The organism is Myxococcus sp. MH1, assembly GCF_059738865.1.
The window spans coordinates 1,737,164-1,763,877 of sequence record NZ_AP026947.1 but is presented as its reverse complement, the minus strand read 5'-3'; the positions used below and the strand labels follow the sequence as shown (position 1 = coordinate 1,763,877).

Sequence of the window (26,714 nt, the reverse complement as noted above, 5' to 3'; positions counted from 1 at the left end):
CGTGCCCATCTATCTGTTGAGTGAAGAGCACCCGGAGCTGTTCCCTCCTCCGGACCGCGCGGACAAGAGCGGCGTGCTCGCCGTGGGCGGGGACCTGAGCCCCGAGCGGCTGCTGGCGGCGTACTCGCGTGGCATCTTCCCCTGGTTCAGCGAGGGGGACCCCATCCTGTGGCACTCGCCGGACCCGCGCTTCGTACTGGAGCCGGACAAGCTCCACGTGGGCCGCAGCCTGAAGAAGACGCTGGCGCGGGGCGAGTACGAGGTGCGCTACGACACGGCCTTCGCGCGCGTCATCACCGAGTGCGGCCGCGTGACGCGCCCCGGGCAGAACGGCACGTGGATCACCAACGAGATGCTGGAGGCGTACGTCGCGCTGCACGAGCGCGGCTATGCGCACTCGGTGGAGGCGTGGGCGGGAGGCGAGTTGAAGGGCGGGCTGTACGGCGTGTCGCTGGGCGCGGCGTTCTTCGGCGAGAGCATGTTCGCGTTGGCGCCGGACGCGTCGAAGGTGGCCTTCGTCACCGCGGTGGAGCGCTTCAAGGCGTGGGGCTTCCAGTTCGTGGACTGCCAGGTGGAGACCGAGCACCTGTCGCGCTTCGGCGCGGAGTCCTGGCCCCGGAAGCGCTTCCTCACCGCGCTGCGCGAGGCCCTGCGCCAACCGACGCGGCAGGGGAAGTGGACCCAGCCCGCGTCCGAGTGACGAGCGCGAGCGTCAGTCCTCCACGCCCCACAGCTCCACGGTGCCGTCCGCCCTGCCCCACGCCACCAGGCGCCCGTCGGGCGAGAACACCGCGTCGCTCGTGTGCAGGTCCTCGCCGTCGCCATGGCTGAACAGGGCCTCGCCCGTGTCGAAGCGATGCACGCCGAAACCTCGGCCATCGCGAGAGGCGGCGAGCAGTGTGCCCTCGGGATTGAAGCTCAGGTTGCACGCGTAGCCCTGGAAGCCCGCAAGCGACTTCACCTGGCGACGCTCGCCCACGTGCACCACGGCGACCTCCTCCGTGATTCCGCCCACGGCGAGCAGCGGCTGCGTCGGATGGAAGGCGAGACTCCACACCGTGGACGCGTCGATGGAGAGCGCCACGGGGCGGGCCTCGGAGGCGACGTCCCAGAGCCACAGGTTCTCGCTGCGTCGGTCATCGGCGTGGAAGGTCACCGCGGCGTAGCGGCCCTCCGCAGAGAGCGCGCACGCCGTCACCGACACGCCCAGGTCCATCGGCGTGAGCTCACGAAGCGGCCGCCAGGACTTCAGGTCCCACACCTCGGGCGAGTCACCTTCCAACGGAATCAGCAGCAACCGCGCGCCATCCGAGGACACGGCGAGCCGGGTCACCGCGTGCGTCAGGTGCCGCTCACGCACCTGTGCACCGTCCGTCGCGCAGAAGGCCACCAACCTCGGCCGCCACGGTCCTTGGGGCGACCGGTTCGCGGACACCACCGTCAAGACGTGCTCGGCGTCAGGGAACGCCAGGGAGTGCATTCCGGACGCGGACTCGTGGGTGCCCATCGGCTCCGGCGAGAGCGTCTCCACATCCCACCACCGCAGGGGCTGTCCCCTCCGCGCCAGCGCGCCGAGCCGGGCACCCGTCGGGTCGAAGACGAGCCGCTGGCCACAGGCAAACAAGTCCGGCACAGCGGGACCGAGCCTTGCCACCGGTTTGAGGCTCTCCGCGTTGGACTCGGTGATGACGGGACGGGAAGCTCGCATGGGGATGCTCGGCCGACGGGGCGGGAGCGGGGGCCTGACCGCGCCCCACCCTCCGCATGCGAAGCCAGGGCGCGTCCCCGGTCACCGGAGACGACGAACTCCCTCAGCGCCTCACCTTGCACGGGGACAGGGTGCGTTGCTGCACCATCAGGTCCTCCTCCGAGGGGCTGCTGTAGCGCACGGCCTTCGGCGCGGCCTTGGGCTTCGCCACCTCGTGCACGTAGAGCGACATCAAGTCCCGCGTGAGGATGAACTTCAGCCCGCCGCTGTCGTGCAGGCCGCCGAAGAACACCGAGCCGCCATTGCGAAGCTGCACGGGCGTCAGCGCGCCGATGGGCTTGTGCAGCACCAGGGACAGGTCCTCCGTGGCCCAGTCACACGGGTTCTTCTTCCCGGCGCGCTCCATCCACGTCACCAGGAAGTCGCTCACCGTGGTGCCGTCCTCCCAGCTCGCGCCGATGCGCTCCCACAGCCGTCCGCACTCCGGCATGTCGCAGTCGCGCGCGGGCACGTACTCCATCACGTCCGAGGGGAGCCCCTCCGCCTCCTTGCCCGTCTCGCGCTCCGTCGGTCGGCGCAGCTTGCAGCCCGTGGGCTCGTCCTTCTGCCGCAGCGCCACCGGCGTGCCGGACAACCTGCCCGGCGGCAGCAGGTCGCACTCCGCCTGCACCTCCGCCATGAGGAACGTCTTGCGTTCCGCGTCCGTGGCGCCCATGCGCACGGCCCACCAGGCGCTCGGCACCGCGCGACAGGGCACCGCGTCCGTCTTGCCGTAGATCCACAGTGGAATCGTCGGGTCCGGCGCGCCCAGCTTCCGGATGTCCAGCTCGTCCACCCGCTTGACGCCGGCGCGCTCCCGCTCCAGCCCCTTGAAGTAGGGGTCCTTCGACTCGGGGATGATGGCCTGGTGCACCAACCAGCCCGAGCCCTCCAGCCCCGCCTGCGAGCGCTGGGTGAAGGGCACCACGTCCGGGCGCTTCGGACAGCCCCGCTCCACGTCGGAGGGGACGATGAACTTCACCGAGCCATCATCGTCCTGCGCCCCCGCGCTCCACGGCGCGAGCAGCGCCCACCCCAACACCCACGCAGTCGACCGCATCGACAATCGCATCCGCTCTCCTCCAGGCGACTCGAATCCTGGATGCGTTCATACCCCAAGCCCGGCGCCTGGCGGCACCTCGACGCACCGCGCCCGAAGCACGGCCAGCACCTTCGCGATATGAACACCCCGACACCCACTCACCAGGATGAGCCCATGCGCGCCCTGTCGATGCTGGCCGCGATGACACTGGCCTTGATGGCCTGCGGCAAGGACAAGCCCGACCCCGAGCCCCAACCTCCCGTCAGCAATGCCGACGAGGGCGACTGGGAGGACACGGGCCCCTTCGCCACCTGCGGCGTGGACGCCGCCTCCAACGCCTGCGGCAGCCTGGGCAGCTTCGACATCACCGGCTGCACCCCCGGGCAGCTCGCCTCGCTGGACCCCGACGGCGTCTACACGATTCACGTGCGCGCGCGCACGCCCCGCTACGGCAACACCTACGCCTTCTCGTCGCAATCGATGCGGCTGGCGGACTCGGGCGACCAGTACGCGGGCGGCCTGCCCCTCGACACGCGGCAGGTGCATGCCGGTGGCGTCGTCTTCGCCTCCGGCTCATTCACCTCGGGCACCACCTCCCGACGCCGCTCGTTCATCGGCTGCCAGTCCCCCGCTCCGAACCGCCTGCAGGGCTGCTACGTGGACTGCATCAACGGCCGGCTCGAGAGCGAGGGCACCTTCGACGCGTGGAAGGTGACGCCTCGCGACGGCGAGCCGGTGTCCTCCGGCCTGGAGCTGATGTCCGAGACCGCCGTGTCGGCGGGACTCGCCGCCGACGTCTACGTCACCAAGGGCCACGCCTACGTCGTGTCCCTGTACGGCGGCCTCTTCGTCTACGACGTGAGCGACCCGGCCCACCCCCGGCTCACCCGCAACATCCGCCGCACGAACGACAACTACTGGAACGGCGTGTGGGCCAAGGACGACGCGCTCTACATCGCCAGCGACTCGCGCGGCGTCATCGTCTTCGACATCAGCACCCCGGGCGAGCCCCTGGAGGTGCGCGCGATGGGCACCTCACGCACCAACGTGCACACGGTGTTCGTCGAGGGAAACCGCCTGTTCGCCGCGTCCCCCGCGCCCACCGGAGAAGTCCTCGTCTATGACATCTCCCAGCCGCTCGACCCCCAGCTGACGGGCACCTTCCAGGCCACGGGCTTCACCGCGGCGACGTCCTACGGCCCCCACGACATGTTCGCCTTCGAGGGGCGGCTCTACGTCAACTTCTGGCGCGCCGGCTACGTCATCGCGTCGCTGCAGGACGACGCCGCGCCCCGGCAGCTCGGCGCGTACCGCTACGAGCACTCCAACAGCCACGCCAGCGCCGTCGCGCGCTACGGCGAGCGCCTCATCGCCTTCGAGGGCGGCGAGGACTGGGGCGCGCACCTGCGCGTGCTGGACGTGACGGACGCCGCGAACCCCAAGCGCATCGGCGAGTACCGCCTGCGCCAGCACGTCTCCATCCACAACATGGTGCTGTCCGGCACGAAGCTCTACGTCGCCTGGTACCACGAGGGCGTGCGCGTGCTGGACGTGTCCACCCCGGAGAGCCCCCGCGAGGTGGCCCACTACAACACCTTCCGTCCGGACGACCCGATGCGCGGCGAGAGCTTCTACGACGGCGCCATCGGCATGCGCGTGCCCGGGGATGGCTTCGTCTACGCCGTGGACACCTCGCGCGGCCTGCTCATCCTGCGCGAGACGCCCTGAGCCTCACTGCGCCTTCTTGCGCGTGGGCTTCTTCGGCGCGGGCTTGAGGATTTCAATCTCCACCGGGGGCTCCGGCTTCACGTCCGGGCCCGCGTCCGGCGTGGCGGCCGAGGGCTCCGGGGCCTTCACCTCCACCCGGTCCTCCAGCGGCACCCGCCCCGCCGAGCGGCGGAACAGCTCCCACAGCGCCTTGTGCCAGTCCTCGCGGCTCGCCGAGCCCGACACCACCAGCCCCGCGCCGCTGTAGCGCGCCTCCAGGCCCAGCGGCTGCAGCGCGGTGGTGAACGACGTGAGCTGCTCCTGCAGCGCCGGCACGTCGAACGTCAGCTCCAGGTCCCGCGCGACGAAGGCGTCCGTGCGCAGCACCTCCAGCAGCGCCGCGCGGCACGCCGCGTCCTTCACCGTGGCCGTCAGCGCGCGCTCCGCACCCTGCGTGGCCTTCAGGTCCGGACACGCCTTGCGCGCCGCCGCCAGCCGGGGCGTGACGTCCTCGTCCGGGGGGTTGCCCACGGTGAGCCGCCACACGGCGAAGCGCCCCTCCGCGTACAGGAGCATCAGCGTGCGCCCGGGCTTTCGCCCACTGAGCAACAGTTCGTTGCTGCCCTGGAGCACCTCCACGTGGGCCACGGAGGGGTCCTCCACCTCCACCCACTCGACGGCCGCCAGCTTCTGGAACTGCTCCTTGTCGACGTCCAGGGGACGGACCAGGTCCACCGGCCACGCCAGGGCCAGCGTGGGGACGAGGAGGGCCAGGAGTGCTCCAAGGGAATACATGCGAGCGGGCATCGGGGCTCCGGCGGGGTGGAACGGACCCTTAGCACGGGATAAGAACGGTGCTCTATGCCTACCTGGGCCCTCTGGGTCGCCTGCCTGGCGCTGTGCTTCGTCAGGTCGCTGGTCGCCGCGGCCGAATCCGCGCTCTACGGAACGTCGGACCTGCGTGCACAGGAGCTGGCCGAGTCCCACAAGGGCGCGTCGAGCCGACGCGTGCTGCGCCACAAGACCGAGCGCGAGGCCACCGCCACCGCGCTGCGCCTGGGCACCCTGCTCAGCGGGTTCCTCGCCGCCGCCATCGGCGCGTTCGTCCCGCCGCGCATGCTGGATTTGACGCGCTACGGTGAGGCCGCGTGGCTGCCCGTCGCCACCGTGGCCGCGGGCGCGCTGTTCGTCGGCGTGCTGGCCAGCCTCATGGAGGTCACCATGCGGGGCCTCGCCAACGCGAACCCGGAGCGCTGGGCGCTGCGGCTGTCGGGCGTGGTGTCGCTGCTGGTGGCGGTGCTCTACCCGCCCATGCGCGTGGTGCTCGGCGTGCTCAACCTGATGGCGCGCACCTTCGGCCGCACGCTGCGCTTCGAGCCGCCGCCGCCGCCGCTCGAGGAGCTGGAGAAGCTGCTCGCCGCGCAGGCCGCGAAGAACGAGGTGGACAAGAGCGCGCCCCAGCTCATCCGCTCCATCTTCGAGCTGTCCGACAAGCGCTGCCGCGACGTCATGGTGCCGCGCACCGAGGTCGTCACCGTCGACAGCACCATCTCCTCCGAGGACCTGCTGCGGCTGCTCGCCGAGGAGAACCACTCGCGCATCCCCGTGTACCGGGACGACGTGGACCACATCATCGGCGTGCTGCACGCGCGCGACATCATCCCGCTCCTGCAGCACCCGGAGCTCATCGTCCTGCAGGACATCATCCGCCCCGCGCACTTCGTGCCGTGGATGAAGCCCATCGGCGACCTCCTGCGCGACATGCAGAAGCGGAAGATCCACATGGCCATCGTCGTGGACGAGTACGGCGGCTTCATGGGCGTGGTCACGCTGGAGGACATCCTGCGTGAAATCGTCGGCGACATCGGCGACGAGTTCGAGGTGGAGGAGAAGCAGGTCGAGAAGATGGCGGACGGCAGCTTCATGGTGGACGCCGCCATGGAGGTGGACAGCTTCACCCAGGCGTTCGGCTTCCCGCTGCCCGAGGGCGACTTCGACACGCTGGGCGGCTACCTGTCGTCGCTCGCCGGCCACCTGCCGGACGTGGGCGAGCGCTTCACCTACAACGGCTGGCAGTTCGTCGTGGCCAACAAGGAAGGCGCTCGCATCGACCGCGTGCGCATGTCCCGGCTCAAGAGCGCCACGCCGGGCAAGGACACGCGCCCCAAGGAGCCTCGCTCCGAGGCCTCCGCGGCCAAGTCCTGAGCGTCACTCCGCCATGCCCTCCAGCGGGGGCACGTGCGTGAGCTTGCGCGAGCCCTGGGCCCGGAAGGACGCCCGCCGCTCCGTGCCGCCGAAGCGCAGCACCACCCCGCCGCGCAGCCGCACCGGCACCGCCCCCGTCACCGGCACCACGCGCTCGGCGGCCAGCGGGAAGAGCACGCGCAGGGGCACCTCGCCCTGGGGCGCCAGCGCCGCGTCCACGTGCTGCTGGCCGGTGGCCACGCGCCGTCCGTCCACCCACAGCTCGAAGTCCACCGCGGTGAGCGTCGCCGGGTCCGACGCGGGGTTCCTCACCTGGAGCCCGACATCGAGCAGGCCCGAGCCGTCCGCCTGGAAGTCCACGTCCAGCGACTCGACGCGCACCGCCTCGTCGTAGGCGCGCGGCTTGAGGGGCACCGCGCCCAGGCAGCCCGGGCCGACGAGCGCCGCCCATGCCCCGAGGACGAGGAGCCGCGCGCGCATCAGCCGCCCAACAGGGGCTGGAGCGCCTCCACCGTGAGGGGCCAGCCCGCCCGGCGGGCCAGCGCCTCCAGCGCCTTGATGAACTCCGCCGCCGACTGGAAGCGCCGCGCCCGGTCCGCGAAGAGCGCCTTGCGCACCACCAGCCCCGCGTAGTCCGGCAGGTCCGACGTCACCGAGGAGAGCAGCGGCACCCGAGCGTCGCGCACCTTGTGCATCAGGTCCGCCTCGTTGTCGCCCGAGTACAGCCGCCGGCTGGCGAACAGCTCCCACAGGATGATGCCCACCGCGAACAAGTCCGTGCGCGCGTCCACCGCCTGCCCCAGCACCTGCTCGGGGCTCATGTACGGCAGCGTGCCGCGCAGCGCGCCCGCGTCGCCGCGCATCATCCCCTCCACCTCCGCCACGCCGAAGTCCGTCAGCTTCACGTCGCCGTTGATGCCCAAGAGCACGTTGGCCGGGTTGAGGTCGCGGTGGACGATGGTGGCGCCGTTCTCCCCCACCTTCGCCCGGTGGATGTAGTCGAGCGCCTTGAGCAGGCACCACGCGATGTAGCACGCGGCCTCGGGCGGCATCGCCGCGCCGGCCTTGAGCAAGAGCTCCTGCATGTAGCCGAGCGTCCGGCCACTGACGAGCTCCTGCACCATGAGGTAGTCCGGCCCCGCCTTGAACAGGCGGAACGTCCGGACGATGTGCGCGTGTCGCAGGCGCACCGTCAGCTTCGCCTCGTCGACGAAGGCCTTCACGTAGGCCGTGTCGTTGCGGAACGACGGGTGCAACCGCTTGATGACAACTTCGTCAGGCTCGCCGGGCGAGCGCTGCGTCGTGGACCGGGCTCGCGCCTGGTACACCTCCGCCATGCCGCCAACGGCCAGTCGGCCGACTACCTCGTAGCCACCCAGGTCCGGAGCATCCGCCACGACACAAGCCTACTGCGATTTTCCGCAGGCACCCACTATTCAGCCATCAAGGCTGAATACAGGGCCTCGTATCGCCGGGCGGAGACATCCCAGGAAAAGTCCTTCTCCATGCCCCGCCGCCGGAAATCCGCGAGCCGGGGCGGGTCCGCGTAGAGGGCCTGGGCCCGGCGGAAGGCGGCCAGGAGCGCCGACTTGTGGAAGGCCTCGAAGAGGATGCCGTTGCCGTCCAGCCCCCCCTCCACGGTGTCCACCAGCCCCCCGGTGGCCCGGACGATGGGAACGGTCCCGTAACGCAGCGAATACATCTGGTTCAGCCCACACGGCTCGTAGCGGCTGGGCATCAGGAAGAAGTCCGCGCCGGCCTCCACCAGATGTGACAGGGCCGGGTCGAAGCCCAGGTGCACGGACACCTGGCGCGGGAAGCGGGCCTGCAGGGCGCGCAGGCCCTCCTCCAGGGGGCCCTCGCCGCTGCCCACGCCCACGAAGCGGATGTCCGCCTGCAGCGCGGTGGGCAGCGCCTCCAGGAGCAGGTCCATGCCCTTCTGCCACGCCAGCCGGCTGACGATGGCGAACACGGGCGCGTCCCCCTCCGGCAGGCCGAAGCGCTGGAGCAGCGCCCGCTTGCACACCGCCTTGCCCTCCATCTCCCGAGGGCCGAAGCGCGCCGGCAGGTAGGGGTCCGTGACGGGGTTCCACTCGTGCACGTCCACGCCGTTGAGGATGCCGTGCAGCCGGTGGGCGCGGCGGCGCAAGAGCCCGTCCAGGCCGTAGCCCTGCTCGGGCGTCTGGATTTCGCGCGCGTACGTGGGCGACACGGTGGTGAGCGCGTCGGAGAACACCAGGCCCCCCTTGAGCAGGTTGACGGTGTCGTAGAACTCCAGCCCGCCCTCCGAGGTGAACAAATCCCACGGCAGCCCCAGGTCCGCCATCGCGTCCTTCTGGAACTGCCCCTGGTAGGCCAGGTTGTGGATGGTGAACACGCTCCTGGCGCGCGACAGCGACGTGGACTGGAAGCCGCGCCGCAGCGCCACCGGGACCAGCCCCGTCTGCCAGTCGTTCGCGTGGATGATGTCCGGCTGGAAGCCCACGCGCTGGGCCGCCTGGAGCGCGCCCACGGACAGGTAGGCGAAGCGCCGCGCGTTGTCGCCGAACTCACCCGCCGCGTCGCCGTACAGCCCGTGGCGGCCGCCGAAGAAGTGCTCGTTCTCCAGGAAGAGGACCTCCAGCCCCTCCGCCACGCGGGCGGAGAGGATGGGCCCGCCCACCTCGCCGAAGGGGAAGCGCAGTTGGAGCGACTGTCCGGTGGGCGCGAGTCGTCCGGCGTCGCGCAAGTCACGGTAGCGCGGGGTGACGACCTTGACGTCGTGCCCCAGCGAGGCGAGCGCGGCGGGCAGCGCGCCGGCCACGTCCCCCAGTCCCCCCGTCTTCGAGAAGGGCGCCACCTCCGAGGAGATGAAGAGAATCTTCATGTGACAACCATGACGGTTGCGCCGGATGAGTCAACCGTGAACGTGCGCCCACTGTCCGCGTCCCTTATGGTGCGCCCGTGCTGATACCTCCCGACCCCATCCAGCGCTTCGCGGACGTCTTCGAGCGCGCCAAGAAGGCCATCCCCGTGGACCCCAACGCGGTGGTGGTGGCCAGCGTCGGCGCCGACGGCCGCCCCAGCGCGCGCGTCGTCCTTCTCAAGGACTTCGATGCGCGCGGCTTCGTGTTCTTCACCAACCACGAGAGCCGCAAGGGCCAGGAGCTGCTCACCCACCCCTTCGCCGCGCTGTGCTTCTACTGGCAGCCCCTGGACGAGCAGGTCCGCGTGGAGGGCCGCGTGGAGGTGGTGTCCCCCGAGGAGGCGGACCAGTACTTCAGGAGCCGCGCGCGCGGCAGCCAGGTGGGCGCGTGGGCCAGCCTCCAGAGCCAGCGGCTGGGCTCGCGCGATGAATTGGAGTCGCGCGTGGAGGACGTGGAGAAGCGCTACGCGGGAGGAGACGTGCCGCGCCCGCCGCACTGGTCCGGCTTCCGCGTGGTGCCCGACCGCATCGAGTTCTGGCACGCCCAGCCCAGCCGGCTGCATGACCGGCACGTCTACCTGCGCGACGGCGACGCGTGGCGCACACAGATGCTCTACCCGTAGCGACGCGGCCCCTCGTGCTACCAGGGCACCTCCGCGCCCTGGTAGTCGAAGAAGCGACCACTGTGCTCCGCGCGCAGCTCATCGATGACGTTGAGCATCCCTCGCACCGAGTCGCGTGGCGGCAAGGGCGCGTCCGGCCCGCCCATGTCCGTCTTCACCCAACCGGGGTGCAAGAGCACGGGGACGATGCCCTGGGCACGCAAGTCATTGGACAGGTTGCGCACGCCCATGTTCAACGCGACCTTGGACATCCGATAGGCATAGGCGCCGCCGTCGCTGTTGGACGACAGCGAGCCCATGCGCGAGGTGACGTAGGCCACCTTGCGCGAGCGGCCCCGCAGGAGCCCCGGGAGCAGCGCGCTGGTGACACGCAGCGGCCCCAGCGCGTTGACGGCGAAGGTGCGCACCACGTCCGCGTAGTCCACGTCCGTCAGCGCGCACCACAACCCTGGCACGCCCGCGTTGTTGATGAGGACATCCACCGGCTCCAGCAGCACCTCGTCGGCGAAATCCCTGACACTCGCCTCGTCGGCCACGTCCAGCGCATGGACTCTCAAGCGCCCCGCACAGTCGTGTTTCAGCGGCTCCAGCCGCCGCCTCCCCTCCTCGGTGCGCACCCCGGCGTCGACGATGTCGCCGCGCTCGAGGAGCTGTTGGACGAACTCATACCCAATGCCCCTGCTCGCTCCGGTGATGACGTAGCGCATGCTCTTCATTAACGCGCCGAATGGATGTCCTTGGCAAAACACGGACGAATGACGCGAGTGAGTGCACGCTGGTCACCGGAAAATTTGATTCAGGAGAGACAACCCATGACTGTCGCCGTCGTAGGAGGTGGGATTTCAGGTCTGGTCGTCGCCTGGCGATTGCGCTCCCGCGGTAGGGATGCCGTTCTCCTGGAGACAACCCCCCGGCTCGGTGGCGCGGTGGGCACGCGCGCGCAGCAGGGCTTCCTCCTGGAGACGGGCCCCAACAGCTTCCTGGACCGCGAGCCCGCCATGAGAGAACTGGCATCCGCGCTCAATCTGGAACACAGGATTCGCGCGGCGGATGGGGCGGCGAAGCGGCGGTATGTCTACACGCGGGGGAAGCTGCGCTCGGTGCCCGCATCGCCGCCGGCGTTCCTGAAGTCGGACATCCTCCCCTTCGGCGCGAAGCTGCGGGTGATGGGGGAGCTGTTCAGCGGCCGCGCGGCGGCTGGTGTGGACGAATCCCTGGCGGACTTCGGGCGCCGGCATCTGGGGCCCACGGCGACGCGGGTGCTGCTGGACGCGGTGCAGACGGGCATCTTCGCGGGCGACGTGGAGAAGCTGAGCGTGGGCGCCACGTTCCCGCAGCTCGTGAAGCTGGAGCGCGAGCACAGAAGCCTCCTGCTCGGCGCCATCCACGCCCAGAAGGCCCAGGCGAAGGCGCAGAAGGCCCTGCCCGCGGGCAGCACCGCGCCGAAGCTGAGCGGCGCGCTGAGCACCTTCGAGGGCGGACTCGGCACGCTCATCGACGCCCTGGGCACGGCGCTCGGGGACGCGGCGCACACCGGTGCCACGGTGGAGGGCCTGACGCGGGGAGACGACGGCTGGCGGCTCGCGGTGAGCGAGCGGGGACAGCGCTCGGAGCTGAAGGCGTCCCACGTGGTGCTGGCCGCGCCCGCATACGTGACGCGGGGCCTCCTGGAGCTGCTGGACGCGGAGCTGGCTTCTCGCGTGGGCGGCATCGACTACGCGCCCATCGCCGTGGTGCACCTGGGCTTCGACGCGGGGACGACGCCCGCGCCGGACGGCTTCGGCTTCCTGGTGCCGCCGATGGAGAAGCGCCGCCTGCTCGGCGCCATCCACGCGTCCACCGTGTTCCCCTTCCGCGTGGAGGCGGGCCGGGTGCTGTACACGTGCATGGTGGGCGGCGCGACGCGGCCGGACCTGGTGGCGCTGGACGAGGCCGCGCTGGTGGCGCTGGCGCGCGAGGAGCTGCGGGCGCTCGCGGGCGTCACCGCCACGCCGACGCTCACCGAGGTCTTCCGCTGGAAGCGGGGCATCCCCCAGTACAACGTGGGTCACCTGGAGCGGATGGACGGCGTGGACCGGGCGCTCACGCGCCTGCCCGGGCTGCACCTGGCGGGGAACGCCTACAAGGGCGTGGGCCTCAACGACTGCATCCGCAACGGGCTTTCGCTCGCGGACGCGCTGGTGGACGCGGGGGCCTGAAAGCGACGGCTCGGCCCCGGGCGGCGACCGTCCGGCGCCACCGGGTCAGTGGGGCACGAGGGGCACGTCAGACTGGGCATGCATGCTGCGCAGCCTCCGGAGACCCCCATGCCCCCCACCCTCCTCGTCGCCGCCGCCATCGTCCTGTTCCCCGTCGTCCTCGCCGGAAGCATCCTCGTCGACGCGCTCGAGCTCGACGTGGACAAGGCCCCCGAGCAGTGACGCCTCCGACGGTGTAGGCTCCGCCGGGCGCATGTCGGAGAAGCCCGAAGGGTCCATCGTCCGCGCCACCCTGCGGGCCCTCGCGGAGCCCCGCAGGCTGGTGCCCATCCTCCTCGTCTGCGCCCCGCTCGTCGCCGCGCAGGTGAGCTTCAGCCGCGAGCCGCTCGCCCCGCACCTGGGCGTGCTCATGTGCCTGGTCTTCGTGGGCGTGGCCCCCGTCACCTACCGGGTCCTCTTCCCCAGCGGGCTGGATTTGAGCCACGGCGGCGTGCGCGTGCTGATGTACGGCACGCTGGGCAGCGGCGTGGTGCTGATGATGGGCATCGTGCTGCCCAAGCTCCTGGACATGGGGCCCACGTTCCTCACCCAGCGCACCAACCTCATGGTGTGCAACGCGCTGTTCCTCGTCGGCGGCTGGGGGCTGGGGCGGGACATCGGCTTCGAGGAGTCCCTGGCCAAGGAGCGCGCCCGCGCGGCCCGCTTCGCGCTGGAGGCGGAGCAGGCGCAGCTGCTCGCGCTGCGCAGCCACCTGGACCCGCACTTCCTCTTCAACACGCTCAACGCCATCGCCGAGTGGTGCCGCGAGGACGGCGCGGTGGCGGAGGCCGCGGTGCTCAGGCTGTCCACCATGCTTCGCTCGGTGCTCGCCGGCGTGCGCAAGGCGACCTGGCCCCTCTCCGAGGAGCTGGCGCTGATGCGCACCCTCTTCGACCTCCACCTGCTCAGGGACCCGGAGCTGTTCCAGCTCGCGGTGGACATCCGCCCCGGCGCCGAGGACGTGCCCGTGCCGCCGCTGGTGCTGCTGCCGCTCGCGGAGAACGCGGTGAAGCACGGCCCCGCCGCGGGCCACCGGGGCCGGCTGTCGCTGGAGGTGCAGGTGCGCGACGGCCAGGTGGCGGTGGCCATCGAGAACCCCGGCGCCTCCCGGGGGCCGCGCGAGGGCAGCGCGGGCCTACCCACCGTGGAGCGCAGGCTCGCGCTGGCCTATGGCGAACAGGCGCGCCTGTCGCTCACCAGTGACGCGGAGCGCACCCGTGTCACCGTCACCCTGCCCCGCTCGGGCCCCCTGCCAGGAGTCATCACGTGAGCCCTCCCCTGCGTGTCCTCATCGCCGACGACGAGCTGCTCGCCCGCAAGCGCCTGTCGCGACTGTTGGGCGCGCTGCCCGACGTGCAGGTGTGCGGCGAGGCGGCGGACGGGGAGGCGGTGCTCGCCGCGGTGCGCGCGGGCGGCGTGGACGTGGTGCTGCTGGACATCCACATGCCCGGCCTCAGCGGCCTGGACGCGCTCGCGCTGCTGCCGGAAGACGGCCCTCGCGTGGTGCTCTGCACCGCGCACGCCGAGCACGCCGTGGACGCCTTCGAGCACGGCGCCGTGGACTACGTCTTGAAGCCCGTGGAGCCCGCGCGGCTGCAGAAGGCCCTGGAGCGCGTGCGCGCGAGAATCGGCGCGGAGCCCCGCGCCCGCGGGGACGGCGCCCCCACGGAGAAGCCGCCGCAGCAGGCCCGGGCGCTGGCGCGGCTGCCCATCCCCACGCGGCAGGGCATCGTCCTGGTGGACCCGGAGACCATCTCCCACGCGGCGCTGGATGACGAGCTGGTGACGGTGTTCACCGCGCAGGGCGAGTTCCTCACCGACTTCACGCTCAACGAGCTGGCGGAGAAGCTGCCCCAGGACCTGTTCCAACGGGTCCACCGCCGGGCGCTGCTCAACCTGCGCCACGTCGCCAGGCTGGAGCCCCTGGAGACGGGGGGCTACCTGGCGCGCACGTCCCGGGGCCACGCGGTGGAGGTCAGCCGCCAGTCCGCGCGCGAGCTGCGAAGGATGCTGGGTCTGCGCAAGGGCGCCGAGGACGAGGGCTGACCGCAGGTCCCCCTCGCGTGTCGCGGCGCGCCCAGCTCGCGCCGCACCTCACCTGCGACTACTGCACGCTCACCTCGACATCGACGAGCTGGCCGTTCTCCTCGCGCTGGAAGCGCACGTTGCCGTCCTCGGTCCACGCGGGCGAGGTGCCCTGTCCCAGGCTGTAGGCCGACGCGACGTTGTCCTGGGCGTCGAGCTTCATCACCCGCACCTCGGTGGTGGTCGTCGTCTGCGGCGCGAGGTAGACGATGATGCGGCGCTGGTTGGGCCCCCACTGCACGGGGGTGTTGCTCACCGGAGCCGGCACGTAGGCGGGGTCCGTGGCGAGCGACGTGCTCCGGTTCGTCACCTGCATCAGGTTCTTCCCGTTGGCCTTCACGCGCCAGAAGGACGCGAGCCCCGAGCGCAGCTTCGACTGGAACAGGATGCTCTTGCCGTCCGGCGTCCACGACGCGCTCTGGTCGTCATGGCCCGTCGTCAGCCGCTCCGTCTTGCCGTTGCTCGCCTTGTAGAGGTGGAGCTCCGCGCTGGTCACCGGCTGGCCCACGTTCCACGAGGAGGGCAGCTTCGAGAACACCACCTGGCTGCCGTCCGGCGACACCGACGGGGCGCTCGCGCGCTCGGCGATGAGCGTCGACTTGCCGTCCTTCACGCCGTACAGCTGCTGGCTCGGCGTGAGGTAGACGATGATGCGTCGGTCCGCGACGGCGCTCTGCGACTGCTCCGCCACGGTGGCGTCACCGCCGGAGGATGCGGCCTCCATGTCCGCGCCACCGCAAGCGGTCAGCGCCAGAGAAGAAGCCATCCACATCACGAGTGTCCCGCGACGAGCGATGCTTCGGACTTCATTCGGATGCATACGGTCCTCTGTGTGAAAATTTCCGCTGCCGAGTACGAATACTGACAAAGGAGTCTGACCCGCACTCACGGGTATTTCACGTCAGACTGCTGGAACAATCCACCCAGTCTCAATTGACCCGCCGAGTACCCAACGCGCCTCTCGCACCGCGTCAGCGGTTGACGAACAGCGCCGGGATGCGCGCCGCGTCGTCGCCCAGCACTTCCGAGAGGAGCTGGTGGGCAGGGGTGGGAAGCGTGGTGCCGGCGCGTGCACAGCGGGAAGCCTCGTCCAATGTGCGCATGGGCACGTCGCAGTAGGACTCGCGCCAGTGGACGGAGAGGGACTCGGCGAAGCGGCGGGCCATCAGCTCCACGCGCTGCTCCAGCCAGCCCTCGGGCGAGGTGAAGCTGGCGCGGCGCGGGCGAATCTCACCGGGCTCGAAGTGGACGTCGTGCTCCAGCGAGGACTCGGACAGGTGGTCCTGGAGCACCGTCGCCAGCGGGGCCCGACGCGCGTCCAGCACCCCCGAGGAGGACAGCGTGAGCTGGTGCTCCACCGACAGGCGCAGGGCGTGGTACTCGAAGGTGCGCGCCACATCCCTGTAGCGCGTGACGGGCACGGTGAAGTTGCGCGTGTACGTGCGCACCTTGGTCACCTTGCGCGTCTGCGTCTTGCCGTCCTTGTCGGTGTACGTCTCGTCCGCCTCGAACGGCTCCTCGATGGTCTCCTTGCGCTCCTCGTGGTCGGTGTAGGGGACCCGCTCCGTGTACGGCGCCGTCATGGCCACGTTCTCGCTGCCGCGGCGCGTGTCGAAGCGGCCGGCGAGCAAGAGCTCCGGCTGGGGCTTCGCGGCGGGCGAGTACCAGGGCGACAGCTCGTAGGCGCGCGCGAGCCGCGAGCGCAGGAGCGCCATGCGCGCGGAGTCGAGGCCCGACACCTGGCCCTCCCACGTGGGCACGCCGGTGAGCTCGGGGGCCGGAGCGGGCTCGGGGGCGGGCTCGCGCCAGTGGCGGCAGTAGCGCGACACCACCTCGCGCCAGTGCGCGCCGGTGTCGGACGTCACGGCCTTGAGGCGCCCGCAGGTGTCCTTGCCGCTCTGGAGCACGGAGGACTCCATCTCGCGCTGGATGCCGACCATCTCCTTGTGCGCGAGCAGCGGGCGCTTGCGGATGAGCGCCTCCTCCGCCGTCAGCGCGTGGCCCTGGCTCGCGGGCGCGACGATGACGGCGCGCAGGTGCCGGTGCGTGCCCTCCATCTCCTCCAGGAGCGAGCTCTCCAGGCCACCGCTGAGCTTCGCGTTCCACTGCACGCGCCGGTCGAGGAAGCGCAGCAGGTCGTCCTCGGCCTTCTCGTCGATGCCGTCCAACCGGAAGCGCCGCGCGTTGCCGAGCAGCTGGCTGAGCGCCTTGCCGCGCAGGCCATCGCGCTCGATGACCAGGGATTTGTCATGCGGGTCCTTGGCGACGAGGTCGTCATAGAGGCTGGCGGCCTCGACGAACTGGCCGTTGCGCGCCAGCTCGTCGGCGCGACCTCGCAGGGTGGAGCAGGCACTTCCCAAAAGAGCGAGCAGCAACAGCGGAGGAAGGAGTCGGAACATGGGCGCGAAGAGCAGGACCTCTGCCGCTGACGTGGCGGGCGCCCGGATATTCGCCCCAGCCGCGCCCGGCTCGCAACGGAGGGGGTCCTCCCGAGGCCGCCCGCCCGCGCCTACTCCACCGGCCAGTCGTGCACGGGCGCCCCCGAGGCCGTCAGCTCCAGGTAGCGCTCCAGCATCGCCGCCAGGGCGTCCCTGCGGGGCATGCCCGCCTCCAACCGCGTGAGCACCTGCCGCTGCCAGCGCGCCCCCGTCCTGCGCGTGTCCACCCGGCGGGAGATGACCTCCATCATCCGGTCCGCCTCCTGTGCCTCCACGCCCGCGGACACCAGCCCGCGGTGCGCCACGGGGATGAGCCTGCGCACCAGGTCCACCACGGGCACCACGCGGGGGCTCGGCGCGGACTCACCCGGCCACAGCAGCTCCGCGTCCAGCCCCTTGCGCGAGGCGCGGATGAAGTTGCCCGCGGCGTGCGCGAAGGGCAGCGCGGGCAGCAGCGCGTCGATGCGCTCGGCGAGCCCCAGCGTCAGGCCCAGGAGGAACGCGCCGTTGGCCACCATGTCCACCACGGAGGGCCCCGCGGGCAGCGCGCGCAGCTCGATGCGCAGGTGCCCCGCGTCCTTCGGGTCATAGACGGCCCGGTTCCAGGACCACACGGTGCCCTGGTGCAGCCGCAGCTCCTCCAGCCCCGGCGGACGGCCCGAGGCCGCGTGCTCCAGCGGGGACTCGTGCCCCACCACGGGCAACAGCGGCGCGTGCAGCGCGACCGACTCGGCGAACAGCTCGTAGGCGCCCTCGCGCACCCAGCCGTGGCCGAACGTCACGCGCCCGTGGGGCTGGAAGCCGCCCTCGCCCGGCTCGCCCCGGTCATCCACGGACTGACGGAACAGCGCCACGCGTGTCTCGTCCCAGAGCTTGCGCCCCAGGAACAGCGGCGAGTTGGCGCTGATGGCCAAGGCGGGCGCGGTGGCCAGCTGCGCGGCGTTGTACAGGCGCGCGAAGTCGGCGGGCGTCACGCGCAGGTGGAACTGGAGGGACGTGTTCGCGCCCTCGAGCGTCGTGTCGTCCCAGGCGAGCGTCAGCGCCTCCTCGTCGCCCCGGATGGCGACCTCGATGGGCTTGCCTCGGCGCTGGCGGATGGCGTTGTTCAGCGCGCGGTAGCGAGGCTGGGCCGTCAGCGCGCCCTTGCCCAGGTCCGCCTCGCGCAGCGTGGGCAGGATTCCAATCACCGCCACCCGCGCGCCCTCGGCCGCCGCCGCGCGCCGCACCTCCGCGAGCGCGTCCTCCAGCTCCGCCCGGAGCGCGGTGAAGGGCCGCCCCGCCAGCGGCCCCGGGCGCAGGTTGACCTCCAGGTTGAAGCGGTTCATCTCCAGCGTCACGCGCGGGTCCTTCGTGCGCGCGAGCACCTGCTGGTTCATCGGCAGCGGGAAGCCCCGGTCGTCCACGAGGAACAACTCCAGCTCCGCGCCAATCGTCGTCGGTCCTTCGCCGAAGCCGGGCCTGGCGAGGACGACGCGCAGCGCCTCCAGGCTCTCGTCGAGCCTGCGCGAGAAGCGCTCGAAGTCCTCCGGACCGAACTGCTCCTGCTGGATGGAGAGCCCCATGCGCGGACAACCTGTGCACGGTCGCCCGCACCGGCAGCACTCGCCAGGGGCTCGCCGGCCCGGCCGCCGGGACTGCCTCGGGCCGTCCGCTCCGGAGGCACGCCCGTCTTCCACCCCGGGGCACCCGGGTGACGAGGGGCCCGGGTGTGTTATCTGGCGTCCTGGCCATGCCGTCCGACACGCCCACCAACCTCTACGACCTGACGCGGCCCGCGCTCGGCGCGCTGCTGTCCGACTGGGGCTACCGGCCCCACCACCGCGACGTGCTCTGGTCCGGCCTGTACCGACAACAGGCCCGGGCGCTGGACGAGGTGGAGGGGCTGCGCGCGGACCTGCGCGAGGCCCTGCGCGAGCGCGCGCGGCTGGGACAGCTCACCACGCACCACGAGGCGTTCAGCTCCGACGGCCACACCCACAAGCTGCTCATGAAGCTGGAGGACGGACAGACGATTGAGACCGTCCTCATGCGCTTCAAGGGCCGCGCGACGGTGTGCATCAGCACTCAGGCAGGGTGCGCCATGGGCTGTGTCTTCTGCGCCACGGGGCAGATGGGCCTGTCGCGTCACCTGACGCCCGGCGAAATCGTGGGGCAGATCCTCCACGTGCAGCGCATCCTCCGCGAGTCGGGCGAGACGCTGCGCAACGTCGTGCTCATGGGCATGGGCGAGCCGTTGCACAACTACGACAACACCCTGGCCGCGGTGGATGTCCTGGTGGACCCGCTGGGCCTGGCCCTGGCGCCGCGCTTCATCACGCTGAGCACGGTGGGCGTGGTGCCGGGCATCCGTCGACTCGCGGACGAGGACCGACCGGTGCAACTGGCGGTGAGCCTGCACGGCGCGACGGACGCGGAGCGCGCGGCGCTGGTGCCCGCGGGACGACGCTGGCCGCTGGCGGAGCTGATGGACGCGTGCCGCTACTACATCGCCCGACGCAAGCGCCGCATCTTCTTCGAGTGGACGCTCATCGAGGGCCGCAACGACACGGTGGAGCACGCCCACACGCTGGGCGCGCTGTTGGGTGACATGGACGCGCACGTCAACGTCATCCCCCTCAACCCCACGGTGGGCTACGACGGCGGGCCGAGCCGCCCCGAGTCGGTGCGCACCTTCCAGGACGTGCTGATGTCGCACGGTGTCCCCAGCACCGTGCGTCAACGCCGGGGCATCGACATCGACGCGGGCTGTGGTCAGCTCAAGTCCGCCGTGGAGCGACGCTCGCGCCGTTCACTTCCCACCAGCCCGTGACGCGCTCGCGCGCGCATGTCAGCCGCGCCCGTTAACGTCGCGCCGCCGGAGGCCTTGTGCCGAGCTCCGGACCCACACCCTCATCTTGTGTCGCTGGAGGACACCCGCGAGGTTTCCGCGGGGGGGCTCTTGCACGCTCCATGGCCGTGGGCACATTCTTTCCATCGGCTTCCCCGGGGAGGTGGGCGATGCTTTCCATCCAGGAGCATTCGACGACGGAAGAAGCGAGCAGCGACTTGCTCGACTTCATCCTCCAGCCGTCCAACTGGCTCTCGGCCGCGCGCCGGGAGACGGACCCTGCCGTATGGCCGGGTCAGAACACGCTCTACCAGCGCCGGGTGGGCCCGCTGCGCATCAGCGCGTGCGTGGAGGTCTCCGCGGGGCTGGAGGTGCTGCTGCACATCGCCTTCCGCGCGCCGGGGCTCACGCCCGTGAAGGCGGCGGACCAGCTGGAGAGCTTCCTCAAGGAGCGGCTGCCGCTCACGCCCAACTCCGAGTGGCAGGTGGAGGTGGACGAGCGCCGGTGGATCCACTTCTCCCGGCGCTACGCGGCCTCGCACCTCACGGCGTGAGGCTGTCCAGTCGGTGATGGCGCAGGGGCTGCGCCACGTTCTTCACCGGCGTCTCGGTGAGCGCGCCGAAGCGCAGGCCCTGGATGAAGGGCTCGGTGGAGTCCACCAGCACGTCCCGGGCGCTCGCCATGACGAGCGTCTCGCGGAAGCCCGCCAGTGACTGCAGGCGCGCCGCTTGGTTCATGCCGCTGGAGAAGGCGGTGTACTGACGGTTGGGGCCGAAGAGGCCGCAGTTGACGTGGGCCAGGTTGACGCCCACGGCCACGCCCAGACCGGGGAGCTTCACGCGCTCGCACAGCGCGGCCACTTCCTCGCGGGCTCCGAGCCTCGCGGTGAGCGCCTGGATGTCGCACGCGGCCCGAACGGCGGCCTCGGCGCGCTCCCTGCGGCTGGACTTGAAGAAGGGCGGGCCGAACAGGCCGATGACGCAGTCGCCGACCATCTTGTCGAACACGCCGCCGTGCTCCCAGATGCAGTCCACGGCGCGCGCGCTCCACTCGTCCACGAAGCGGCCGATGTTGCGCGGGCTGTCGAAGCCGTGCTCGCAGATGCGCGTGAAGCCGTTGATGTCCGCGAAGAGGATTCCCACCTCCTGGTCCTGCGCGCGCAGGTGCTGCGCGTAGTTGGGGTCCTGCAGGAGCGCGTCGATGATGCTGGTGGGGAAGAACTGCGACAGGTGGATGCGCTCGCGGTTGTAGTCGAGCAGGCGCTGGCTGAGCGTGGAGGCCAGCACGCGCAAGAGGTCCATCGTGTACGCGGAGAAGCCCTCGTCGCAGGCGACCGCGATCTTGCCCAACGGCTCGCTGGAGGCCGAGCCGGAGATGAGCACCGCCTCGGTGGTGCGGCCAGGGAGCAGCTGGCGCAGGGCGGAGACCTCCTCGGACAGCAGGCGGTGGCCGTGCTGGCGCAGGGCGCGCTCCACGTCCTGGCTGGGCTGCTCGCCGCTCTCGAACTCCAGGTGGCCGTTGCGGTACAGGCGGTAGTGGAGCACCTGGGGGCGCACGGCGTCGCGGTAGAGCAGGAGGAAGGAGGGCACGCGCACGCGCTGGGCCAGCGTGAGCACCGCCTGGTCCATGCCCACCTCGAACACGGGGTTGGCCAGGTGCGCGTTGCACTGGATGATGAGCTGGTGCTTCTCCGACGCGGTGTGGACCAGGCACAGCACGGTGTCGAGCTGCTCGGCGATGGTGTCGAGCAGGCGCAGGGCGCGGGCGGAGGCCTCCGGTGACGTGTGGTCTCCGGAGAAGAGCAGACCGAAGGAGCCCACGGGGTCTCCGGCGACGTCGAGCGGCTGGGTGACGAGCGTCGCGTCTCCGATTCGCTGGGGTCCGGGGGCGCCGTCGAGCAGCGGGCCGGGGAAGTCTCCGCCCCAGTCGCCCTCCTGCCAGGTGCGGGTGCGCAGGTCCTCGTCGCGCGTGGTCAGCGCCACGGCGCGGGCGCCGGTGAGCGCGAGGATGGGCGGGAAGCAGCGGCGGAAGGTCTGCGTGAGGTTCTCACGCGCGCGGAGGCTCTCCTCGAGGAGGTCATCCACCGCGCGGTGGAGCGCGCGCAGCGTCTTGTATTCCTCGAGGCTCAGGTCCGTGGCCAGCGGATGCGTCATGAGGCGGGTTCTACCGCCGAGGACGCGGCGTTGTCACAGGGGCGGCGTGTGGGGCTGGCCGCCCACGACCTGACCGTGGGCCACCTCGATGAGCCAGTAGCCCTCGTGGCCGGCCTCGGTGGAGGAGCCGGCGCCGAAGATGTGGGGGCGCTCGTTGGTGGCGGGGTGGTGGTAGCGCTGGTGGATGTGACCGTGGAGGACGGCGTGGCGGGGGCCTGGGAGCAGCCGCAGCAAGGCCTGGGCGTCGCGCAGGCCGTGGTGCCAGCGGTCGGCGCGTCCCCTGCGGGTGAGGGGGGCGTGGTGGACGACGACGAGGACGGCGCGGCCGTCCAACCGGGGGTCCTTCAGCAGGGCCGAGAGGCCGTCGAGCTGGGCGTCGCCGATGACGCCGAAGGAGAGGCCGGGCGAAGCGGGGACGCGGGCGGACAGGAGGCCCACGACGGCGGCCTCGGAGCCCACGAGGCGCACGAAGGGGAAGGCGCCCTCGCGGCGGTGTTCGGGAAGGTCGCTGTGGAGCAGGTGGCCGAAGTGGCTGGCGAAGCGGCCCTTCTGGTGGCTGCCGGGGGTGTAGACGTCGTGGTTGCCGGGGATGATGGTGCAGCGGCTCGGGTCGTCGGCGAGGGGGCCGAGGGCCTGGCGCGCGCCCTTGAACTCGCTGTCGAGCGCGTACGCGGTGAGGTCACCGGAGAGGATGAAGTGGTCCGCGGCGTGGCGGTCGACTTCGCGGGCGATGGCGGAGAGGGAGTGGGGGGCGCGGGCGTAGCGCTTCGCGCGGCCTCCGACGGTGAGCTCGGCCAGGGCGACCCAGCGGCGCCAGCCGAGCTTGTGCAGGGGCAGCGCGAAGTAGTCGTCGGTGATGTGGACGTCGGAACAGTGGATGAAGCGCATCGAGACTCCCGCCCGGGAACGGGCGGCCGGGTGCGGACATTCTCTCCGGATGGCGAATGGGGGGAAGCACCATCGACGCCTCCTGAAGTGGCCGTTCACCGGCGGCCCCGTGCTGAAACGGTGATGGAGTCGTGAGGAGGCCATGCGCTCGCGTCCCCCAGTGCAATGGAGACTTCATGCTCGCCCATGTACGAGCCCGTCACCGCTCCGGTCCATGAAGCACCCGCCCCTTCGACGACGCGTACACGCCACGGGTGGGTGCTCCTGCTGCTCGCCGCGTCGTGTCTCCTCCCCACGGGGGCCCACGCCCATGGCGGAGCGCCTCAGACGCTCTGGAATGTGACCTGGTCCGCGCGACTCATCGTCCTGGCCGAGGTCGAGCGCGTGACTCCGTCTCCCTCCACGTCCACCCATGACCGGAGCTGGGAGGACACGTTCGTGGCAACCCTGAGGGTTCGTGAGACCTGGAAGGGCTCGGCACCCCCAGATGCGCGCATCGAGGTCCACTTCAACCGCTTCGCCTGTCCGGCGACGCCTGACTACGAGGTTGGGGAGACTGTCATCGCCCTCCTCGAAGAGGAGCACGGTCACTGGTGGACCGTGGCGCTCGCCTTCGGAGTCCGCCGCCCGGCGAACGACTCGGAGACGGAGGACTACCGGCGCGTCGTCGCCGCCGCCCGGGAGGCCCAGGACCGGTGGATTCAAGCGCGCATCGTGGGGAAGACTCCCGACTACGGGGCCATTCATCGAGACTGGCAGGTCCTCGCCGCAGCCCATCCGGTGACGCGCTGGGATGCCATGCATGGACTGGCGCCCTCCCTCCATGAGCGCGATGACGCCGACAGCCCTCGCGTCTCCGCCATGAGGCAACTGACCTGGGCACAGCGAGACGCGCTGGCGAAGTCCCTGGTCGAGCGCCCCTCTCTCGATGACGGGTTCATGAGGATGCTCACCCTGCTTCGCGGCTACGCCAGCGCCGACGTCGACCGAGTAACGGCAAACGTCATCGAGACATTGAACCAGAGGGAGTGGGTTTCCCACGCGGCCCTGGAGGGACTCACGCTGTTGCGAGAGCGTCTCGGTGAAGCGCCATCTCCTCCTCGCCCCGCCCCCGACTTCAACAAGTCCTTCGACGAGAGGGTACAGGAGGCATCCCGTGCCTTCTCCCTGGAGTGGCTCGCGTTCAAGCAGCGCCATGGACTGAAGCCTCGACCATTGCCTCTGCCCGTGAGGTCCCAGCCCTCGATTCCATGATGTGCCTCATCCTGGATGCTGTCCCGTGGCAACCGTTCACCGAGGGACTCCCAGCTCCGCGTCGAGTAAGCAATCGGTTCCCACGACGCACTGTGGGGCAGGAGGGGCCGGCGGCACGGGACGCCGCTCCGTGCTAGGAACACGGTCGGAGTCACTGCCGACCATGAAGCAATTCGCGCTCCTGCTCTGCCTCGTCCTGGGCGCCTCTTCCCTCGCCGCGCAGCCGCGCGTGGCTCGGAAGAAGGTGGCCGTGCTGCCCTTCCAGGCCATCTCCGGTGATGTCCCCGCGCGCGCTGGCCCACGGCTCGCCGCGCGGCTCGCCTCCGAGGTCCATGGCACCGCAGGGCTGGCGCTCGTCGACCCTCCCGCGACCCCGCCCGCCGAGACCACGGTCGACGCGCTCGCCGCCGCGCGTGCCGCCGTGCAGGAGGCGACCACCGCGCGTGCAGCCCGTCGCTTCTCCCGGGCAGACGCCGCGCTCGGCCGCGCGCTCGAGTTCTACGCGGACAACGCCGTTCATCTCACGGACGGAGCGGAGCTCGCGGACACCTACGCCCTGCGTGCCGCCGTGCGCTACGCCGTCGGCCGTGATGACGAGGCCACCCAGGCCCTCACGCACGCGCTCTCCATCGCGCCTGGGCGTCCCCTCCCCCTGGCCGCCACGTCCCCGCTCTTCGCGCACACCGTCGAGCGCGTCCGCACCACCCACGCCGCGCAGCCTCGCGCCACGCTCCGCTTCGAGTCCGTTCCCCCCGGCGTCGAAGTCACGCTCGACGGCACCGCCGTCGGCACCACGCCCGTCCGGGTGCTGCATGTGCCTCCGGGCGCGCACCTGTGGCGCGCCACGCTCCCCTCGGGCGAGGTCGTCGCGGGCGTGGCCGAGGCCGTGGCCGAGCGCGAGGTGCCGGTGCTCCTCATGCCTCCAGGGGATGGCCCCGCCGCGTCGCTGGCGATGTCGCTCTCCAACAATCAACTCGATGCGTCCGCGCTCAAGGCCGCGTCGAAGCTCGGTCGCGACCTCGGCGCTGACTTCGTCGTGCTCGGCACCCTGTCCCGCCTGGGCTCGGGCCTCGCCCTCGACGCGTTCGTCCTCGCGCCCGGCGACACCTCGCCACGCAGGCTGCCGCGCATCGCCATGGACCTGGAGTTGCTCGACGCGGGTGACCCGCTGCGCGAGATCGCGGCACAGCTCGCCTCGCGCGGCGTGGAGGCGGGACTCGCCGAGTCCGTTCCGCTCTCACCGACCCCCGGCGCCTCGCGCAACGCACACGTCTCGCAGACGGTCTATGCCGTGCCTGTCGCGGATGCGGCGAAGCCCGTCGCCCCCGTCCGCAAGCCCGCGGATGCCATCCGCAAGCCGCTCGTCCGTCCATGAGCGTCTCTCATGACGGCTTCGCGCCTCACCGCCTGTGCCAACCACACCGAAGCATCGCTCGACGCTCACCTCATCTCTCGCCACCGATGGGCGCCTCTCGTGACAGCTTCGCGCCCCACCGATTGAGCCGACCGCACCGGAGCATCGCTCGACGCTCGCCTCATCTCGCGTTACCGATGGGCACTTCTCGTGACGGCTTCGCGCAACACCCCCTGGACCCTGTGCGCTTCATGAACCGCCAGTGCCGCCCATGAGCACCTTCCGCGGACGCTTCGCGCCCAGCCCCACGGGCCGGATGCACCTTGGCAACATCCGCAGCGCCCTGCTCGGCTGGCTCCAGGCTCGCTCGGCCAACGGGCGCTTCCTCTTGCGCATCGAGGACCTCGACCGCGCTCGCTGCAAGCCCCAGTACGTCGACGACCTGATGCAGGACCTGCGCTGGCTCGGCCTCGACTGGGACGAAACACCCCTCGTCCAGAGCCAGCGCGACGACCTCTACCGCGAGGCCCTGGCCACCCTGGAGCAACAGGACCTCGTCTACCCGTGCTTCTGCACCCGCGCGGAGATTGCCCGCGCCGTCAGCGCACCCCACGGCCTCTCCGAGGAAGGCCCCCGCTACCCCGGCACCTGCGCCCACCTCACCTCCGCGCAAATCGCCGAGCGCGCCAGGACTCGCGCCCCCGCCATCCGCTTCCGCGCCCGTCCCGGAGAGGTCCACTTCATCGACGCCCTGATGGGCCCCTACACCCAGGACGTCGACGCCGTGGTCGGTGACTTCGTCGTGCGCCGCAACGACGGCGTCGCCAGCTACCAGCTCGCCGTCGTCGTCGATGACGCGGCCTCCGACATCACCCACGTGCTGCGCGGCGACGACCTGCTCTCCTCCACGCCCCGCCAGCTCCAGCTCTACGACGCCCTGGCGAAACGAGCGCCCGACTTCCTCCACGTCCCACTCGTGCATGGCGAGGACGGCAAGCGCCTCGCCAAGCGCGAGGGTGCTTTCGCCCTCGCTGAGCTGCGCGAGCGCGGCGTCGCACCCGAGCACGTGCTGGGCCTGCTCGCCGCGTGGAGCGGGCTCGGGGACGGGACTCCCAGGACTCTCGACGAGCTGCTGCGCGCCTTCTCCATCGAAGCCCTCCCCCGCTCGCCCGTGGTGGCGAAGGAAGCCGTGCTCCTCAAGGCACTCGACCTGCGGTGAGCCCCCGCCGTCTCCCTCTCACCGAGGAG

The 26,714-nt window shown here is 71.1% G+C and carries 24 protein-coding genes; 12 read left to right on the top strand and 12 right to left on the bottom strand.

What is annotated here, in order from left to right; genetic code table 11:
* Window position 1: 1 nt before the first annotated feature.
* Entirely contained in the window at window positions 2–700 is a 699-nt protein-coding gene (aat, locus tag AC6JA9_RS07305) for a leucyl/phenylalanyl-tRNA--protein transferase (RefSeq protein ID WP_497959329.1), read from the top strand.
* 12 nt (window positions 701–712) lie between these two features.
* Here aat and AC6JA9_RS07300 read toward each other — a convergent pair whose 3' ends face one another.
* Entirely contained in the window at window positions 713–1,708 is a 996-nt protein-coding gene (locus AC6JA9_RS07300) for a WD40 repeat domain-containing protein (protein WP_223784805.1), read from the bottom strand.
* Window positions 1,709–1,811: 103 nt separating this feature from the next.
* A complete protein-coding gene (locus AC6JA9_RS07295) occupies window positions 1,812–2,819 on the bottom strand; it encodes a hypothetical protein (RefSeq protein WP_223746330.1) in 1,008 nt (335 codons plus the stop codon).
* Window positions 2,820–2,963: 144 nt separating this feature from the next.
* Between AC6JA9_RS07295 and AC6JA9_RS07290 the strand changes: the two genes are divergently transcribed.
* Window positions 2,964–4,517, top strand: a complete 1,554-nt coding sequence (locus tag AC6JA9_RS07290) for an LVIVD repeat-containing protein (RefSeq protein ID WP_497959328.1) — start codon at window positions 2,964–2,966, stop codon at window positions 4,515–4,517.
* Between the two features lie 3 nt (window positions 4,518–4,520).
* On the opposite strand, the gene AC6JA9_RS07285 is transcribed toward AC6JA9_RS07290, so the two are convergent.
* Entirely contained in the window at window positions 4,521–5,303 is a 783-nt protein-coding gene (locus AC6JA9_RS07285; protein WP_497959327.1) for a hypothetical protein, read from the bottom strand.
* A gap of 54 nt (window positions 5,304–5,357) precedes the next feature.
* On the opposite strand from AC6JA9_RS07285, the gene AC6JA9_RS07280 reads away from it, so the two are divergent.
* Window positions 5,358–6,701 (top strand): hemolysin family protein, encoded by a 1,344-nt coding sequence (locus tag AC6JA9_RS07280; protein WP_223746327.1) that lies wholly within the window; start codon window positions 5,358–5,360, stop codon window positions 6,699–6,701.
* Window positions 6,702–6,704: 3 nt separating this feature from the next.
* Here the strand turns inward: AC6JA9_RS07280 and AC6JA9_RS07275 are convergent, their stop codons facing one another.
* The 3 genes from AC6JA9_RS07275 to glgA are packed head-to-tail and all read right to left on the bottom strand — an operon-like array spanning window position 6,705 to window position 9,567.
* Entirely contained in the window at window positions 6,705–7,181 is a 477-nt protein-coding gene (locus AC6JA9_RS07275; RefSeq protein ID WP_223746326.1) for an LEA/WHy family protein, read from the bottom strand.
* Complete coding sequence (locus AC6JA9_RS07270; RefSeq protein WP_046711397.1) at window positions 7,181–8,098, bottom strand: serine/threonine protein kinase; 918 nt, start codon at window positions 8,096–8,098, stop codon at window positions 7,181–7,183. The genes AC6JA9_RS07275 and AC6JA9_RS07270 overlap by 1 nt, the downstream gene beginning before the upstream one ends.
* Before the next feature lie 35 nt (window positions 8,099–8,133).
* On the bottom strand, window positions 8,134–9,567 hold the full coding sequence (gene glgA, locus AC6JA9_RS07265; RefSeq protein ID WP_483577139.1) for a glycogen synthase GlgA: 1,434 nt from the start codon (window positions 9,565–9,567) through the stop codon (window positions 8,134–8,136).
* Window positions 9,568–9,644: 77 nt separating this feature from the next.
* On the opposite strand from glgA, the gene pdxH reads away from it, so the two are divergent.
* Window positions 9,645–10,229: a pyridoxamine 5'-phosphate oxidase gene (gene pdxH, locus AC6JA9_RS07260; protein ID WP_267697780.1), complete on the top strand. Its 585-nt coding sequence runs from the start codon at window positions 9,645–9,647 to the stop codon at window positions 10,227–10,229.
* Window positions 10,230–10,246: 17 nt separating this feature from the next.
* Here pdxH and AC6JA9_RS07255 read toward each other — a convergent pair whose 3' ends face one another.
* Window positions 10,247–10,945 carry an SDR family oxidoreductase gene (locus tag AC6JA9_RS07255; RefSeq protein ID WP_228556728.1) on the bottom strand — a complete coding sequence of 233 codons (699 nt, stop codon included), beginning with the start codon at window positions 10,943–10,945 and terminating at the stop codon, window positions 10,247–10,249.
* Between the two features lie 96 nt (window positions 10,946–11,041).
* Between AC6JA9_RS07255 and hemG the strand changes: the two genes are divergently transcribed.
* From hemG to AC6JA9_RS07240, 3 genes are all read left to right on the top strand, one after another.
* The gene (hemG, locus tag AC6JA9_RS07250; RefSeq protein ID WP_497959326.1) at window positions 11,042–12,427 is read left to right on the top strand and encodes a protoporphyrinogen oxidase; all 1,386 of its coding nucleotides are present in this window, start codon (window positions 11,042–11,044) and stop codon (window positions 12,425–12,427) included.
* A 253-nt stretch (window positions 12,428–12,680) separates the two neighbouring features.
* Complete coding sequence (locus AC6JA9_RS07245) at window positions 12,681–13,736, top strand: sensor histidine kinase (RefSeq protein ID WP_141324242.1); 1,056 nt, start codon at window positions 12,681–12,683, stop codon at window positions 13,734–13,736.
* Window positions 13,733–14,512 (top strand): LytR/AlgR family response regulator transcription factor, encoded by a 780-nt coding sequence (locus tag AC6JA9_RS07240; protein ID WP_223746321.1) that lies wholly within the window; start codon window positions 13,733–13,735, stop codon window positions 14,510–14,512. Before AC6JA9_RS07245 ends, AC6JA9_RS07240 begins: the two co-directional genes overlap by 4 nt.
* 58 nt (window positions 14,513–14,570) lie before the next feature.
* Here the strand turns inward: AC6JA9_RS07240 and AC6JA9_RS07235 are convergent, their stop codons facing one another.
* From AC6JA9_RS07235 to AC6JA9_RS07225, 3 genes are all read right to left on the bottom strand, one after another.
* Window positions 14,571–15,317 carry a TolB family protein gene (locus AC6JA9_RS07235; protein WP_223746320.1) on the bottom strand — a complete coding sequence of 249 codons (747 nt, stop codon included), beginning with the start codon at window positions 15,315–15,317 and terminating at the stop codon, window positions 14,571–14,573.
* Between the two features lie 205 nt (window positions 15,318–15,522).
* Window positions 15,523–16,950: a hypothetical protein gene (locus tag AC6JA9_RS07230; RefSeq protein ID WP_223784798.1), complete on the bottom strand. Its 1,428-nt coding sequence runs from the start codon at window positions 16,948–16,950 to the stop codon at window positions 15,523–15,525.
* A 110-nt stretch (window positions 16,951–17,060) separates the two neighbouring features.
* Window positions 17,061–18,551, bottom strand: coding sequence for a glutamate-cysteine ligase family protein (locus AC6JA9_RS07225; RefSeq protein ID WP_408887956.1), 1,491 nt, complete (start codon window positions 18,549–18,551; stop codon window positions 17,061–17,063).
* Between the two features lie 167 nt (window positions 18,552–18,718).
* Between AC6JA9_RS07225 and rlmN the strand changes: the two genes are divergently transcribed.
* Window positions 18,719–19,798, top strand: a complete 1,080-nt coding sequence (rlmN, locus tag AC6JA9_RS07220; protein ID WP_223746478.1) for a dual-specificity RNA methyltransferase RlmN — start codon at window positions 18,719–18,721, stop codon at window positions 19,796–19,798.
* Window positions 19,799–19,986: 188 nt separating this feature from the next.
* On the top strand, window positions 19,987–20,370 hold the full coding sequence (locus AC6JA9_RS07215) for a hypothetical protein (protein ID WP_046711388.1): 384 nt from the start codon (window positions 19,987–19,989) through the stop codon (window positions 20,368–20,370).
* On the opposite strand, the gene AC6JA9_RS07210 is transcribed toward AC6JA9_RS07215, so the two are convergent.
* Both AC6JA9_RS07210 and AC6JA9_RS07205 read right to left on the bottom strand, forming a co-directional pair.
* A complete protein-coding gene (locus AC6JA9_RS07210; RefSeq protein WP_408887957.1) occupies window positions 20,360–21,970 on the bottom strand; it encodes an adenylate/guanylate cyclase domain-containing protein in 1,611 nt (536 codons plus the stop codon). The genes AC6JA9_RS07215 and AC6JA9_RS07210 overlap by 11 nt on opposite strands.
* A 33-nt stretch (window positions 21,971–22,003) precedes the next feature.
* The gene (locus AC6JA9_RS07205) at window positions 22,004–22,858 is read right to left on the bottom strand and encodes a metallophosphoesterase family protein (protein WP_473566303.1); all 855 of its coding nucleotides are present in this window, start codon (window positions 22,856–22,858) and stop codon (window positions 22,004–22,006) included.
* Window positions 22,859–23,296: 438 nt separating this feature from the next.
* Between AC6JA9_RS07205 and AC6JA9_RS07200 the strand changes: the two genes are divergently transcribed.
* The 3 genes from AC6JA9_RS07200 (at window position 23,297) to gluQRS (ending at window position 26,685) form a co-directional block, all read left to right on the top strand.
* Window positions 23,297–24,112: a hypothetical protein gene (locus tag AC6JA9_RS07200; RefSeq protein ID WP_497959325.1), complete on the top strand. Its 816-nt coding sequence runs from the start codon at window positions 23,297–23,299 to the stop codon at window positions 24,110–24,112.
* A 163-nt stretch (window positions 24,113–24,275) separates the two neighbouring features.
* A complete protein-coding gene (locus tag AC6JA9_RS07195; RefSeq protein ID WP_408887960.1) occupies window positions 24,276–25,487 on the top strand; it encodes a PEGA domain-containing protein in 1,212 nt (403 codons plus the stop codon).
* A 250-nt stretch (window positions 25,488–25,737) separates the two neighbouring features.
* The gene (gluQRS, locus tag AC6JA9_RS07190) at window positions 25,738–26,685 is read left to right on the top strand and encodes a tRNA glutamyl-Q(34) synthetase GluQRS (protein WP_497959324.1); all 948 of its coding nucleotides are present in this window, start codon (window positions 25,738–25,740) and stop codon (window positions 26,683–26,685) included.
* Window positions 26,686–26,714: the final 29 nt, after the last annotated feature.